Raw genomic sequence first — 14008 nt, 5'->3', positions numbered from 1 at the left:
TATGTTTCGTGGCATCAATCAAGGATGAATACATGATGAAAAAACTCGTTATCTTACTAGCGTGCCTAGGTCTGGCATTCCAAGTAACAAGCTGTACGTCTAAAGATAGCCAAGCAGACGCTGAAGTTGCTTCCGACTTCGATTCCGCAGACCTTGAAAAACTAGAAGGTGATGACGCCCTTGAAATTGCTGGTGACGACTCTTTGGCCAGCGACCAACTTCCAGAAGATGCTCTGGGCGAAACCACTACCACTACTGAAACAACCACAACAACTGCTGAAACGACTCTAGGTGACGATCAGGCGACAACAGAACAGACCGACGTCGCGACCACCACCGAAACATTGCCAGCAGATCCGTTTGCAGAAGCTCCAGCGGCGGATGTTCCAGCTCCAACAACATCTGTGGCTGAAACAACGACCACGACGGACACTTCTTCCAACTCTGTTTTTGAAAGCTCGACTGTGACTGAATCCTCCACGACCGTGGTTGATTCCTCTTCTGAGGCTCCGAAAAAAGCCAGCGCACCTCTACAAAAGGTTGCAACGACTCCTTGGAAAGCCGGCGGGACTTGGTTCAATACAGTTTACTTCGCTCGCCCGGGTGACAGCCTGAAAGGCATCAGCCAGATGATCTATGGCGCTGACAAGCGCAAGGAACTGAAAAAAGGAAATCCGACATTCAATTCCCGCGACGTTCGCGCTGGAGACAAGGTTTATTACAGCTCTCCAAACCGTCCGGATGATTCTGCACGCATGATCACCTACTACGAAGACAATGGTATTGCGCCAGAGACTTACGTGGCTAAATCCGGTGACAATATCAGAACGGTTTCCAAAAACCTTCTGGGTTATGACAATGCCTGGAAAGAAGTTTGGTCTTCGAACTCTGTAGATTCCAAAGGCAACATTGCTGAAGGCACTGAGCTTCGTTACTGGAGAGGCGGCGCAGTGGCTGCTGCTCCGGCGCAACCAGCGATGGAACAACCGCACCAGGAAGTTGCTGGCAACATGCCACAGGCTCCTGCAGAAGAGATCCCGGCTCCACCAATGCCGGAAGATCCAATGGCTCAACAGGCTCAAATGGACATCCCGCCTCCGCCAATGGAACAAGCGGGTGATATGGCTCCGCCTCCTCCTCCGCCGGACATGGCTCAGGACATGGCGCCACCTCCACCACCACCAGTGGAAGCAATCAACCCTCCAGCTCCGCAAGTGGCTGAAGAAGCACCGACCGGCATGGACAACGACACAACAATGGCTTTGGCAGTTGTTGGTCTGGCAGCCGCAGGTTTGGCAGTACTGATTGTGATGAGAAAGAAAAGAAAACAGAAAGAGCTTGAACAACAGGCTATGGACAACACCCACGTAGGAACATAATCAGGTTCCCGGGTTCTCCAAAAAAGAAAAGAGCGAGTTTTCACTCGCTCTTTTTGTTTTTGCGGATCTTATCCGACTTTCTTGAAGATCGTGTCCATCACTGACCGTCGATCGTTTCGGGAGTTCTCCACGAAATAGATCAGGTCATCAACAATTTGAACATCGCGATTGTTCACCGGCATGAATTTCACACCGACCCCAACCGAATTGGTCCAGATCACATGAGCGGCGATCTTGCGCTCACGACCGGCCACGATAATGACCAGGTTTAGCTTCTCATTGGCGCGAACTTCTCCGCCCTCAAACTCTAAAAAGGCTCCCGTGATGCTGATATTCTTAAGCGTGCCTTTGGTCTCTTCGCGCGCGTAATTGCGCTTAAAAGACACCTCGAGGTTAAGAGGGGTTCTTGGTGCCGGAACTGTATATGTGTCCTCCACGTCAGACTCCTTGTGCTTAAATTGGATACTATCCTTTCGGTATTACTTACCAAAAATTAATAGGGGGTCCGGGTGATTTTTAACTTTTCGGATTAAAATTCTGAAAACTGGACTTACCCAGGCTCATATTTAAACACCTGAAATAGCTTCATTTTTAGAAAACAAGAAAAGTGTTAAACCCTCGAACATTATGAACAATCTTCTGTTTCCTCGACCTTGTTTCAAGCTGGTACAGGCTGGGGGGCGCAAGGGCCGCCAGAGTTTTGCTATTGACAAGCGGGGGGCGGCTCAAGGACAGTGAGGTCATAACGAATAAGCATGAATCCAGTCGGATCAGCTTCCTATATATATCGCTCTTTTTTCTGATTAAATCCTACAAGGAGAATTTGTTTGTCTGAACCTAAAGATCAACAAGGCGTTGAGGTGGCAAAAAAACGTACTCGCACTGCGAAGAGTACATCTGAAGATACCTCCGCCCCCGCTGCTGAAGCTTCCCCAGCTCCGGCCGCCGAAGCCGCCCCTGCGGCCCCAGCACCTTCCGAAAATGCCCCTGTTTCAGCAGCTCCTGCCGCTGCTCCGGAAGCGCGCCAAGAAAGACCTCAGCAACAAAATCAACAGCGCCGTGAATTCCGCCCGCACAATCGCGACAATCGTGATCGTGGCGATCGCAATGACCGCGGTGACCGTAACGACCGTGGCGACAGAAATGATCGTGGTGGTCACAGAAACGACCGCGGCAACAATCAGCGCCGTGACTTCCGCCATGACCGCAACCGCGACGAAGCTCAGCCGATGGGTGACGATGCTCACTCCACAATGCCGGCGCAAGCCCAGGACGTGGATCTGGCCGACATCTCTTTGACCGACGAGGAAAAGAGCTGGTTGTCCTCCAAGGACTTGAAATCAAAAAACATCACGCAGCTGACAGAGCTTGCGAACAAACTGAAAATCGAAAACGCTGCCGGTCTTCGTCGTCAGGACATGATCTTCGAAATTCTGAAACGTGCCGCGAAACTGGGTCAGGACATTTATGGTTCTGGCGTTCTGGAAATCCTTCCGGACGGTTACGGCTTCTTGCGTTCTCCGGATTACAACTATCTTCCAGGTCCGGATGATATCTATGTATCTCCATCCCAGATCCGTCGCTTCGGCCTAAGAACCGGTGACACCGTGACGGGCACAGTTCGTCCACCGAAAGATGGCGAGCGTTACTTTGCATTGTTGAAAGTGGATTCTCTGAACTTCGAGACCACTGAAAACGGCAAAGACAAAATCCTTTTCGACAACTTGACGCCGCTTTATCCAAACGAGCGCCTGAAACTGGAACACAGCCCTGGTGAATACACCACGCGTGTTGTGGATTTGATGGCTCCATTGGGTAAAGGTCAGCGTGCCTTGATTGTCGCGCCACCAAGAACGGGTAAAACCGTTTTGATGCAGCAAATTGCCAATGCGATCACGCACAATCATCCGGAAGTGAAGTTGATCGTTCTTCTGATCGATGAACGTCCGGAAGAGGTGACCGACATGCAACGTACCGTAAAAGGTGAAGTTGTATCGTCCACGTTCGATGAGCCACCAACTCGTCACGTTCAGGTTGCAGAGATGGTTATCGAAAAAGCAAAACGTCTGGTTGAACACAAACACGACGTGGTTATTCTGCTTGATTCCATCACTCGTCTGGCGCGCGCTTACAACACCGTTGTTCCTCCATCCGGTAAAATCCTTTCCGGTGGTGTGGATTCAAACGCCCTTCACAAACCAAAACGTTTCTTCGGTGCGGCTCGTAACATTGAAGAAGGCGGATCTTTGACTATCATCGCGACGGCTTTGATCGATACGGGTTCCCGTATGGATGAGGTTATCTTTGAGGAGTTTAAAGGTACTGGTAACGCCGAGATCCACCTGGATCGCAAGCTGATGGAAAAACGTATCTTCCCTTGCATGGACATCAACAAATCCGGCACTCGTAAAGAGGACCTGTTGGTTGATAAAGCAGACTTGAACCGTCTGTGGATCCTGAGAAAAGTTTTGGCGCCAATGAACGTTATCGACGCGATGGAATTCCTGATCGATAAAGTTGAAGGCACAAAAACGAACAACGACTTCCTGAAAGCGATGTCCGGACCGGGCTAAGCTTTGCTTAGAGCTGAAAATTGGAGATTGGAAATTTGAAGTTAAGAAAAAAGGGAGTCGTTGGACTCCCTTTTTTTTATTTATGGATTTGGTTGTGGCTGGGGTTGAGGCTCGGGCTGCGGCTGCGGCTGCGGTTGGGGTTCTGGTTGCGGTTGTGGCTCTGGTTCGGGAGTGGGTTCGGTCTTTTTCAAGGTGTCGGTTTCACAACCTCCGTAGATTTGATCGGTGTTGATGACACCTTCAAATGGATATACGAAGTCTGACATTCCGTCAGAGCCCTCTTTGGTCGTATTCACGGTCAACTTGTGGTTCAGCCCTTCAGAAGTGATGTGAATTAATCCGCCTTTATCAAAAGTCACTTTGCCGGTCAGCTCAACGGATCCCTGATCCGGGGTGGAGACTTTCACTTTGTTGGTGTCGGAATTATAGGACACAGAAATAAAGGGTTCAGTGAAGGTGCAGTAGATGCTTTCAGCCGATGCCACATGAGACAGAGTTAAAACGGCCGCAAAAGGGATCAGAAACTTCATGGAAATCCTCCTTGTTATAGTGGCTCAAGGGTAGGTGCGCTGGGGGTGGCTCTCAAGAATCCGTCAGGGCCGAAGGTAAAATACAAGGGGCTGTCAGCTCTGGGGAGGTCTGGTTTTCCTAGGGGGTGCAGGAACCCCGCAAAGCAATCACCGGCTGCCTTCGATATTACTTAAATATATGTAATCACGAATGTTTGTATGAACTAAGGGGGCTTCTGGATCGGGTGTCTGTTGCTAAAAAAAGCAGCGATTTATGCTCGACACGGGGTAGTCAGTATGTTACATCCTTACAGCTTAAGACCCATAGGTTAAATTATTTAGAAGGAATCAGGTCATGAAACAAAACCTACACCCAAAAGTAAATACTGTTGTATTTAAAGATATCTCTTGCGACTTCAGTTTCTTGGGAACATCTACTTTGCACTCTTCCGAAACTGTTAAATGGGAAGATGGTAAAGAATATCCACTAATCAAAGTTGAGATCTCTTCTGCATCTCACCCGTTCTTCACTGGTAAGCAACGTGTGATGGATACTGAAGGTCGTATCGATCGTTTCAAAAAACGTTACGGCAAGAAGTAAATTTCGGCCCTCCGTTCGGAGGACGTTCTTGTATGAAATGCGGTTCAATCTTCGAACCGCATTTTCGTTTTCAGCGATGGTCCCAATCCCGATCAGCATGATTTATCAGACCTATCAATCGATCCGTTAGTACCAGGAGCCTCAGCCATGTTCTCGAAGTTGGATGCAGTCGAATCTCGTTACGAAGAAGTCAATATGGCTCTTCAAAGACCGGACATTGCCTCTAATCAGACGCAATACCGTGCTTTGATGAAAGAACTGGGAAATCTGGAAAAGATCGTTCTGGTTTATCGCGACTATCGCAAAAAAACTGAAAATCTGAAAGCCAGCAAAGAGCTTCTGACTGCGGAACAGGATGCAGAAATGCGTGAACTGATCCGTGAAGAGGTGAAAGAGCTTGAGGCTGAGCTGCCTGATCTTGAACAACAGCTTAAAATCGCATTGATTCCCAAAGACCCGAACGACGACAAGAATACCATTCTTGAGATTCGTGCCGGTGCCGGCGGGGACGAGGCGGCTTTGTTCGCGGATGAAATGTTCCGCGGCTATGTTCACTATGCGACTTCTCAGGGCTGGAAAGTGGAAATGATCTCTTTCTCTGAAGGTAATGCCGGTGGCGCCAAAGAGATCATTGCCAGCATCACCGGTGACTCGGTCTTCAGTAAAATGAAGTTTGAGTCCGGTGTTCACCGCGTTCAGCGTGTTCCTAAAACGGAAGCCGCAGGCCGTATCCACACGTCCACTGTGACCGTGGCGGTGATCCCAGAGGTTGAGGTTTCTGAAATCAAGATCCCGATGTCTGACGTGAGAATTGAGACCATGCGTTCTCAGGGTTCCGGCGGTCAGTCGGTGAACAGAACTGAATCAGCGGTTCGTGTCGTGCATTTGCCGACAGGTATCGACGTAAAATGTCAGGAAGGTAAATCACAGTCCACGAACCGTGAGCGTGCTTTCCAGATCCTTTACGCAAAACTGCAGCAGATCGAGGACGAAAAGGCCCGTAAAGAGGCTTCCGATGTCCGTCTGGAGCAAATCGGTACGGGAGATCGCTCTGAGCGCATCCGCACTTACAACTTCCCTCAGACCCGTATTACCGATCACCGTATCGGTTTGACGATCCACCAGCTGGATCAGGTCATGAGTGGTTCATTTGAGTTGCTGATCGACCCACTCGTTGCTAACTTCCAAGCAGAGGCACTTAAAAAACAAACCTCTGCTTAAAGAATGAAACTCAAAGAAATACTCGATAAAACCACAGCTTTCTTCAAAGACAAAAAAATCGATACTCCACGTTTGGATGCGGAACTGCTTTTGGCCCATGGGCTGAAACTGGAACGCATTCAGCTTTATTTGCGCTTTGACCAGCCGATGAAGGATGAAGAGCTGGCCGTTCTGCGTGAACTGGTCCGCCGTCGTGCTTCGGGGGAACCTGTGGCGTACATCCTGGGCTATCGCGATTTCTTTAATCACCGTTTTGAGGTGAACAACCAGGTGCTGATCCCGCGCCCGGAAACAGAACACATTGTTGAAGACGTGCTTGCCTGGGCTTCCTATAAAGAAGCTTCCTTGGGTCTTGTTGATCTGGGGTGTGGTTCGGGGTGCATTGGACTAAGTTTGTTGAAGGAATATCCGAACGCGAAACTGATCGCCGTGGACCTGCTTCCGGGGGCTATTGAAGTCGCCCAAAGAAATGCGCAAGCCCTTGAGGTGGCTGATCGGGTTCAATTCCTGAACTTGGATGCGGGGAATGTGGAAGCCATCATGTCGGCTTACAAGGACTTCACCGGTTTGAGCGGTATTGATGTGCTGGTCTCCAACCCTCCTTACATTGCTTCGGATGACCCGCAGGTGGAAGAAAACGTTAAGAAGTTTGAACCCAACTCGGCTTTGTATGCCGAAGACAGCGGCCTGGCCCTACTAAAGGGATGGTCCCAAGCTTTCGCCCCCTACCTGAAGAAGCCGGGCTTGATGTTGATGGAAATGGGAATGAGTCAGGGGCCGGCGATGAAGCAGGTCTATGAAAGCTTAAAAATATTTAACGAAATCAGTGTCATCAAAGATCTTTCTGGGCATGATAGAGTCATCCGCGGAGAAACACATGGATAAAATGGTCGTCATGGGCAATGGCCCACTAAAAGGTACTGTCGCTACGAGTGGTGCAAAGAATGCCGCTCTTCCAATTTTGTTTTCGACTCTTCTTGCTGAAGGCAATCACGTCTTCACAAATATGCCGAAGCTGAAGGACATCGAATCCACTTCTGAACTTCTGAACAGCTTGGGTTGTGAAACGAAGTGGGTGGGTGAAGAGTTTCACGTCACTGTGAATAAACCTTCTTCTTTCGAAGCTTCTTACGACCTGGTTCGCAAGATGCGCGCAAGCTTCCTGTGCATGGGCCCGATGCTGGCAAAATACGGTGAAGCCGTTGTTTCCCAGCCGGGTGGTTGTGCTATCGGAAGCCGTCCAATTGATCTGCACCTTGATGGTTTCAGAGCTTTGGGCGCTACCATCACGCAAAAAGAAGGTTACGTTCACGCAGGTTCCCCGAAACTAAAAGGTGGAACTTTCCTGTTTGAAACTGTGACGGTGGGTGGAACGGAGAACGTGATGATGGCAGCAACACTTGCTGATGGAATCACAGTTCTGGAAAACGCTGCCAAAGAACCCGAGATTGTGGATCTGGCTGAATATCTGAACAAGATGGGCGCAAAGATCACCGGTCATGGTACCAGCGTGATTCGCATTGAAGGCGTGGCAAAACTGACGCCGGCAAAACACTCCATCATGCCAGATCGTATTGAAGCTGGAACATTGCTGATTGCGGGCGCGATCACCAAAGGCCAAGTGACGGTGACCAAGTGTGTGCCGGCTCACCTGGAGGCATTGATCCTGAAAATGCGCGAAGCGGGCTTCAAGATTGAAACCACTAAAGACACTATGACGGTCTTCCCTTGTGATCAGTGGGAGGCGGTGGATATCACGACGGCTCCTCACCCATTGTTCCCGACAGATCTTCAGGCGCAGTTTATGGCGCTGATGACGGTGGCTCACGGGACCAGTGTTATCACTGAAACCGTTTTCGAAAACCGTTTCATGCACGTGACTGAGCTTTGCCGTCTGGGTGCGGATATCACTCCGAAAACACGTGTGGCCGTTATCCGTGGCAGTCCTGGGCAGTTGACCGGTGCTCCGGTGATGGCGACAGACTTGCGGGCCAGTGCTTCACTGGTGCTTGCGGGCCTGGTGGCTTCGGGCGAAACCGTTGTCAGCCGCATCTATCACCTAGATCGTGGATATGAAAAGCTTGAAGACAAGCTTTCCTCCCTGGGTGCAAAGATCAGCAGAATTGAATAGCAAAGTAAAAGGCTCCTTCACGGAGCCTTTTTTATTTTTACCTACTGTCTGTTCACGCAAGCCTGCACCGCTTTTCTAAAATCAGAATTGCCAGTGATGGAAGTTCCAGAGTTCGTGTAGCGGGCGCCTGCCTTCACCACGTACTGGGCGCGACAGCCGCCATGAGTATTAATGCCAACAAGTTCATTGGTTTTTTCATTGATGACCGGCGCGCCCCAGCTGCCGTGAGATGTATCCGCATCGTGTTCAATGATGGAAGGAATCAGAAAGATTCCAGCCTTCACAAGTTTTCCATGGGAAACCTGCTGGGCAAAATGCATCTGCTCAGGATTTGAGTTAGCCGGCATGTTGCCTTGTTTGATGTCGTAAAGATCATTCAAAGCGTAGCCATAGCTGACAACACGGATCGGATCCCCGTTGTGGGATTTTCTGGTCGCCACACGATAGTAACCTTGTGTCGCCCCCGCCTGTTTGCCGGTGATTTCATTGGGCTTCAGTCGAAGCACGGCCCACTGCTGACCAATGCCACGGGTGTTATGGCGTTCCGTTCCTTTTTCAACGTAGTAGCGGTCTTCCAAAGCAGCAGTCTGTGGCACGCCCGCAACTGAAACCGGAATATTAAATTCTGCATAATCACGATCCAATGCACACGCACCGACAGTCACAACACAGCTGTTGCTGACCAGAGTGACGTTGCAGCCCTTGGTTTCGCCTTCTTTCACAAGTCTGCCGACTTTGCTGTCAAAGGAAAGCGCACGATCGTCAGATTTACCGCAGATATCGGCGTACGAAACAGATGCGAACAAAGAAGCCATCAGAACAAAAGCAACGAACTTCATAGGAACCTTTCTAAAAAATTTAGAAAGGTCTTATGGAAATTCAAAGAACAAATCAAAACAAAGATCACCACTGCAACCATTGGCTGCGCAAACACATGCGTTCCAAAAATTAACAGAAACAGAAAGTGAATTTACAAACCAAGAGCATCCATTTTTTCTTTTTCATAGGTGTCGTTTTCGCCGGGATAACGAAGTTCTGCTTCATGCTTTCCACTTTCTTTTGCCAGTGCCCAGATCAGGCTTTGTCCTGAAGGCATGCTGTCGGGAAGCTTTGTGAAGACCGGATCTTTGAATGCAATTTTGGCGTCGATGACTTTCCATCCGCGTTTTTTAAACATCGCAATCAAATCATCCAGGAAAAGTGCATTCACCAGATTATAGTGGACCAATAAGGTGTGCTTCACTTCATGACCCAGAACCTTTTTGGAAAGGTCGTTGTAGTATTGAGCGCGATCCCACATGTGCTGCAGATAAAAGTCACGGAACTTGGAAAGGTCAAAGTTAGGATCAGCGCCAAGTTTGTCGCGCAGGCGGCGGTCCACATACCAGTCGGAAGCATCAATGGTCACATGCCCGTTGCGATAGGAATTTTTCTTCATCCATTCACGAACGGCATCGCGCTTTTCAGCAGTGTCCCCTTCCGCCAGCATGGGAAAGCGGAAAATCTTTTCAAAGTTCTTCTGGTTTTTCAGCTGCTCTTCGCACTGCTGGATTTCAGCGATCTCGTCAGTGACGCTGACCTTGGCATCGAATCGTTTGTGATTCACCGTGTGGTTGCCGATCAGGTGGCCTTGGCGCGACCACTCAGCCAGCAGCTTTTCATCGCGGGGGGATTTCAGGTGTTTGCACGTTACAAACAAGGCGGCTTTGACTTTATGTTTTTTCAGGGCGCTTAAGATGGCTTCGTTTCTTTTGTCGGCCGGAAGGCGGGTGTCTTCATGCACATTAAAGTCGTCCATGGTGATGCTGACTTCAGCGGCCTGGGTGAAACTGGAAACAACAAGACATGCAAAAACAGCGATGAGTGATTTCATAAATCAACCATGGCATTGAATTTCAAATTTTTGAATTTTAAAAAAAGAAAAGGCCTGCAAGGAGGGGGATCCGCAGGCCTTTTAAGAGAAAAAAAACAGTCTCAGCCCGCGGAGGGGATGGGGCTGAGACTTATGATTGAGATTACTGAGTAACCTCGCTGATACCAAACACAAAGAAGACGACCGTTTTGTTCCCGAAGCCGAAACCAGGGAGGGGGTCCACAGTTTCCAGCTCAAAATTGGGAGCAAGTTGATGTTCAAGTTCAATACCGCTCATCATAACTTTAAAACCAATGTAAGGAGTCAGGTCGATTTGTGACTTCAAAAGGAAGAATGTTTGCTGGTCAGCCATCGCCAAAACGAGAGAGCCGTCAGCCAGAGCCACGATTTCACCTGTGTGAGTTTTGAAGTTGTAGTTTTGAAGATCGGAAACACCGACTTCTTCGCCCATTGCATTGTTTGGCAAAACACCAGCGCGCGCTACAGCGGAAATCGCCAGTACTACCAAGATGTATGCTGCAATCAAAGCGTTACGAATCACTACTTACTCCCCAAATCACGAACTTACGAAGACCTATAAAGCAAAGGCTGTGCCAATATGAGACAGCCATGAAAGTGCGTTTAATTCGATTTGAGGTCTACCAGGCTCGACTTAAGCACTCAAATCGGAACCAGAGGTAATTCCATTATGGGTTTCAGGTTCTATTCTGGAACCAGTTTCCTTGACCAAAGCACAGACCTTTTTACGAACCCTTAAGCATCGTAACCTTTGTCAAAAAACCTTTGTATAATCAGGTGTCTATGTCACGCATTCAGGTCACTTGGGTTGTTAAAACTAGAAAGGGTCAGGTCAAAGGACCTTACTCCACCGAAGCCATTCTTAAAATGATTGGTGAGGGTGTCTTTTCCGGTCAGGAGATGATTTCTAAACTTCCTGATGGGCAGTGGACTCTGATTTCCAAAGAGCCGGCTTTCTACGACAAACTTCTGGAAGCTTTGGAAGGCGTCGTTGATGTCGATCCGAAAAAAGCCCAGAAGATGGAAGCTGAAACCGTGATCGTGCAGGCGCCGAAAGCTCCTCGCAACAACACGAACACGGGCAGCACCCCTTCTCCGGAAAGTTTTGCTAACGTTCAGCCGCAAAAGCCGCTGTTGCAGCAAATCGATGTGCTGGATACGCCGGCCTATGTTCCACCCGCACAGAAGATTGCTTCGGTCAGCTCGGGTGATTCCAAGTCTGACTCCGTGATTGAACTTTCCAACATCAAAAACATGGAAAAAGGCGAGATCGCCAAGTCCCTGAAAATCCCCGCTTTGATTCTGGCCGTGGTGATTGTTCTGGGGGTTTGGCTGCTGTGGGACACCGGCCCTGCGGATGGATCCAAAATTCATCTATTAGCGCCTGGAAAATCCACGGCCACCCTTTCAGATCAGCAGATCAAAGAAAAGCTGAACGAAGCGCTGTTTGCAATGGAGCAAGACACGTTTGAATCCTACGTGGCCGCCCAAAACAAACTGGTCAGCATCGTTGAAGGCGCTCCGATGAACATCGAAGTGCGCGCACTTTTGTGTGTCGTTTACTTCGAACTGTGGCCCCATGCCGTTCAGGATGCCCAGGACATCAAAACCATTGCTGGTGTCACCCAGGCCACGCGGGCTTTGAATGTGATCAGCCCGTTTGGACAAGTGTGTGAATCCGTGAAGTTGATGACTGCGGGCCGCTACAAAGAAGCCAAGGGCACGATCGAGGCGACCTTGGAAGGCTCTGAGCCGTTCTCGTTGTTGCCAGTGCTTTACGATTTCAAGGCCGAGCTTTTGGCGGGTGAAAAAGACTATGTGAATGCCGTGCCTTACTATGAAAAAGCCGCGCAGCTTTGGGAAAAGTGGCTGCATCCGCAGGTTTCTTTGGCCGAAGCGCTTTATCATCAAGGTGACTTCACCACGGCCGCCGGGATCCTCAGAAATGTTCTGGCGAAAAATCCCAAACACAAAGAAGCCAAAGTCTTTGCCGGCATCGTGGAATACAACGGCTTTAAAAAATCCGACACCGCTTACGCTTTCTTGAATTCGGGATTGGAATCCAAGGGTCGCATTCCCGCTTTGATCGAGGCGGAAGGTTACGGCGCTTTGGCTGAAATCTTTGTCCTGCGTGGCGAGAAAAAGAAAGCCCTGGAAGTCGCGCAAAGAGCCTTCGGATTAAATCCCAATAACGGCGAACTTCGCCAGTTGGTGATTCGCCTGGGTGGTACTGACAAGGTGAAGGGCGAAAAAGGCCGTAATAACGAATTGCTTTATTTGGGTGATCAGTACGTGCGCCAAGGGGATTTCCTGGCGGCCCAAGCCGAATTCAAAGCGGCTTTTGAGGCGGATCCCAAGAACGGAACGGCTGCGATGAAGGCGGCCAAAGCTTTGTGGCAACTGAATCAAAGCTTTGAAGCGATCGAGTGGCTGAATAAAGCCATTAAAGCTGAACCAAAACTGGTGTCTGCTTACGTGCTTCAGGCTGATTATATGTCCCAGCGTTTTGATTTTATCGGGGCTTTGCAAATTCTAACCAATGCGATGAGAATTGCACCCAACAACTATGAAGTTTTGCGTGGACTGGCGCAGCTGGAGTTCCGTAAGAACAACATGCCTGGCACCGTGAACTATGCCCTGCGTGCGGCGAAAGCTTACGATGGGGATATTGATACTTATATCTTGCTGGCTAAAGCCAATGGCCTGCTGGCTCGCTCCATCATGCCGATCAACAAAAAGGAAATTGAGCGTAAAGACAACGCCTCGAAAGATGCGATCCGCTATGCCACCAAGGCGGTGGAAATTGATGCGACCAATCCGGAAGCTCAGATCACTTACGCCAAGATGCTGGCGCAAACCAACGGGGTGGATTCCGGAATCACTTACTTGAACGAGCTGATCAAACGGTTCTCTTACACCCTGGATTACCGAATTGCTTTGGCGGAAGTATATAAATCCGAAGATCGCTACAGTCAGGCCAAAGACATCTATGAAAAAGTCGCCGAGGCCGATCCGCGCAACAAGAAAGCGTGGCTGGGCTTGGGTGAAAGTGAAAAGGCTCTGGGATTAAACGACAAAGCCCTGAAGGCGTTCTTAAGCGCTGCGGTTTTGGATCCCACGGATGGGGAGGCTTTGTTCCAGGCCGGAAAATTGTATCTGGAAACCAGCCGCTTTGAAGAAGCCATCCAGCAGTTCAAAAGGGTGCAGCGTCTGAACGCCAACTACCCGCGCACGCACTATTATATTGGGAAGGCGGCATTTGCGTCGGGGGATTTTGCGACGGCTTTGGAAGCCTCCAAGTCCGAGAAGAAGCTGAATCCGAACGTGGCTGATTCCTATATTCTGGCAGCGGAAGTGTTCACCGCCCGCCGGCAGTATGCCGAATGTGCGGCAGAGTACTCAACCGCCATGAAGCTTCGTCCGCAAGGGGCGGATATTTACGTGAAGTCCGCCCAGTGTTACCGCCAGTCGGGATCCCTGGATGTGGCTGAAGACATGCTGGCTCTGGCATCGGCCCGCGAAAGCGGATATGCGGAAATCTACCGGGAGCAAGGGGCCATTTACGAAATGAAGGGCGACACCCGCTCTGCGGCGCAGGCCTACAATAAATATCTTGGCCTCTCGCCAAATGCTTTGGATCGTGCTGAAATAGAAGCGAAAATCATGAGACTGGGCAACTAGGGACGGACAACGGAAGGAATTT

General features: G+C 49.7%; 12 protein-coding genes. 7 read left to right on the top strand and 5 right to left on the bottom strand.

Translation table 11 applies throughout. The annotated features are described in order from the left end of the window. The first annotated feature begins 32 nt into the window (after positions 1 to 32). Positions 33 to 1379 carry an LPXTG cell wall anchor domain-containing protein gene (locus AC04MQ_RS02955; protein ID WP_475391007.1) on the top strand — a complete coding sequence of 449 codons (1347 nt, stop codon included), beginning with the start codon at positions 33 to 35 and terminating at the stop codon, positions 1377 to 1379. 68 nt (positions 1380 to 1447) lie between these two features. Here AC04MQ_RS02955 and AC04MQ_RS02950 read toward each other — a convergent pair whose 3' ends face one another. Next, positions 1448 to 1816: a PilZ domain-containing protein gene (locus AC04MQ_RS02950; protein ID WP_011162686.1), complete on the bottom strand. Its 369-nt coding sequence runs from the start codon at positions 1814 to 1816 to the stop codon at positions 1448 to 1450. 390 nt (positions 1817 to 2206) lie between these two features. Between AC04MQ_RS02950 and rho the strand changes: the two genes are divergently transcribed. Beyond that, positions 2207 to 3952, top strand: a complete 1746-nt coding sequence (rho, locus tag AC04MQ_RS02945; protein WP_015089268.1) for a transcription termination factor Rho — start codon at positions 2207 to 2209, stop codon at positions 3950 to 3952. Between the two features lie 80 nt (positions 3953 to 4032). Here rho and AC04MQ_RS02940 read toward each other — a convergent pair whose 3' ends face one another. Beyond that, positions 4033 to 4482, bottom strand: a complete 450-nt coding sequence (locus AC04MQ_RS02940; RefSeq protein ID WP_475391005.1) for a hypothetical protein — start codon at positions 4480 to 4482, stop codon at positions 4033 to 4035. Between the two features lie 334 nt (positions 4483 to 4816). Between AC04MQ_RS02940 and AC04MQ_RS02935 the strand changes: the two genes are divergently transcribed. The 4 genes from AC04MQ_RS02935 (at position 4817) to murA (ending at position 8414) form a co-directional block, all read left to right on the top strand. After that, positions 4817 to 5062: a type B 50S ribosomal protein L31 gene (locus tag AC04MQ_RS02935; protein ID WP_011162689.1), complete on the top strand. Its 246-nt coding sequence runs from the start codon at positions 4817 to 4819 to the stop codon at positions 5060 to 5062. Between the two features lie 147 nt (positions 5063 to 5209). Beyond that, positions 5210 to 6283 (top strand): peptide chain release factor 1, encoded by a 1074-nt coding sequence (prfA, locus tag AC04MQ_RS02930; protein WP_015089271.1) that lies wholly within the window; start codon positions 5210 to 5212, stop codon positions 6281 to 6283. 3 nt (positions 6284 to 6286) lie between these two features. After that, a complete protein-coding gene (prmC, locus tag AC04MQ_RS02925) occupies positions 6287 to 7168 on the top strand; it encodes a peptide chain release factor N(5)-glutamine methyltransferase (RefSeq protein ID WP_475391003.1) in 882 nt (293 codons plus the stop codon). After that, the gene (murA, locus tag AC04MQ_RS02920; protein ID WP_041576733.1) at positions 7161 to 8414 is read left to right on the top strand and encodes a UDP-N-acetylglucosamine 1-carboxyvinyltransferase; all 1254 of its coding nucleotides are present in this window, start codon (positions 7161 to 7163) and stop codon (positions 8412 to 8414) included. Before prmC ends, murA begins: the two co-directional genes overlap by 8 nt. A 41-nt stretch (positions 8415 to 8455) precedes the next feature. On the opposite strand, the gene AC04MQ_RS02915 is transcribed toward murA, so the two are convergent. From AC04MQ_RS02915 to AC04MQ_RS02905, 3 genes are all read right to left on the bottom strand, one after another. Next, a complete protein-coding gene (locus tag AC04MQ_RS02915; RefSeq protein ID WP_475391002.1) occupies positions 8456 to 9253 on the bottom strand; it encodes a trypsin-like serine peptidase in 798 nt (265 codons plus the stop codon). Between the two features lie 131 nt (positions 9254 to 9384). Further along, positions 9385 to 10287 (bottom strand): polysaccharide deacetylase family protein, encoded by a 903-nt coding sequence (locus AC04MQ_RS02910; protein ID WP_475391000.1) that lies wholly within the window; start codon positions 10285 to 10287, stop codon positions 9385 to 9387. A gap of 142 nt (positions 10288 to 10429) precedes the next feature. Beyond that, the gene (locus tag AC04MQ_RS02905; RefSeq protein WP_011162695.1) at positions 10430 to 10828 is read right to left on the bottom strand and encodes a hypothetical protein; all 399 of its coding nucleotides are present in this window, start codon (positions 10826 to 10828) and stop codon (positions 10430 to 10432) included. A 260-nt stretch (positions 10829 to 11088) separates the two neighbouring features. Here AC04MQ_RS02905 and AC04MQ_RS02900 point away from each other — a divergent pair, with 260 nt between their 5' ends. After that, entirely contained in the window at positions 11089 to 13986 is a 2898-nt protein-coding gene (locus tag AC04MQ_RS02900) for a tetratricopeptide repeat protein (protein WP_475390997.1), read from the top strand. Positions 13987 to 14008: the final 22 nt, after the last annotated feature.

This window comes from Bdellovibrio sp. MYbb2, assembly GCF_056175685.1.
This window is presented reverse-complemented; position numbering and strand designations above follow the sequence as displayed.

What these genes read in the sequence shown, in the direction of transcription:
- AC04MQ_RS02900 (WP_475390997.1), top strand. Translation starts at nt 11,089, where the DNA reads ATGTCACGCATTCAGGTCACTTGGGTTGTTAAAACTAGAAAGGGTCAG.
- prmC (WP_475391003.1), top strand. Translation starts at nt 6,287, where the DNA reads ATGAAACTCAAAGAAATACTCGATAAAACCACAGCTTTCTTCAAAGAC.
- AC04MQ_RS02955 (WP_475391007.1), top strand. Translation starts at nt 33, where the DNA reads ATGATGAAAAAACTCGTTATCTTACTAGCGTGCCTAGGTCTGGCATTC.
- AC04MQ_RS02935 (WP_011162689.1), top strand. Translation starts at nt 4,817, where the DNA reads ATGAAACAAAACCTACACCCAAAAGTAAATACTGTTGTATTTAAAGAT.
- AC04MQ_RS02910 (WP_475391000.1), bottom strand. Translation starts at nt 10,287, where the DNA reads ATGAAATCACTCATCGCTGTTTTTGCATGTCTTGTTGTTTCCAGTTTC.
- murA (WP_041576733.1), top strand. Translation starts at nt 7,161, where the DNA reads ATGGATAAAATGGTCGTCATGGGCAATGGCCCACTAAAAGGTACTGTC.
- AC04MQ_RS02940 (WP_475391005.1), bottom strand. Translation starts at nt 4,482, where the DNA reads ATGAAGTTTCTGATCCCTTTTGCGGCCGTTTTAACTCTGTCTCATGTG.
- prfA (WP_015089271.1), top strand. Translation starts at nt 5,210, where the DNA reads ATGTTCTCGAAGTTGGATGCAGTCGAATCTCGTTACGAAGAAGTCAAT.
- AC04MQ_RS02915 (WP_475391002.1), bottom strand. Translation starts at nt 9,253, where the DNA reads ATGAAGTTCGTTGCTTTTGTTCTGATGGCTTCTTTGTTCGCATCTGTT.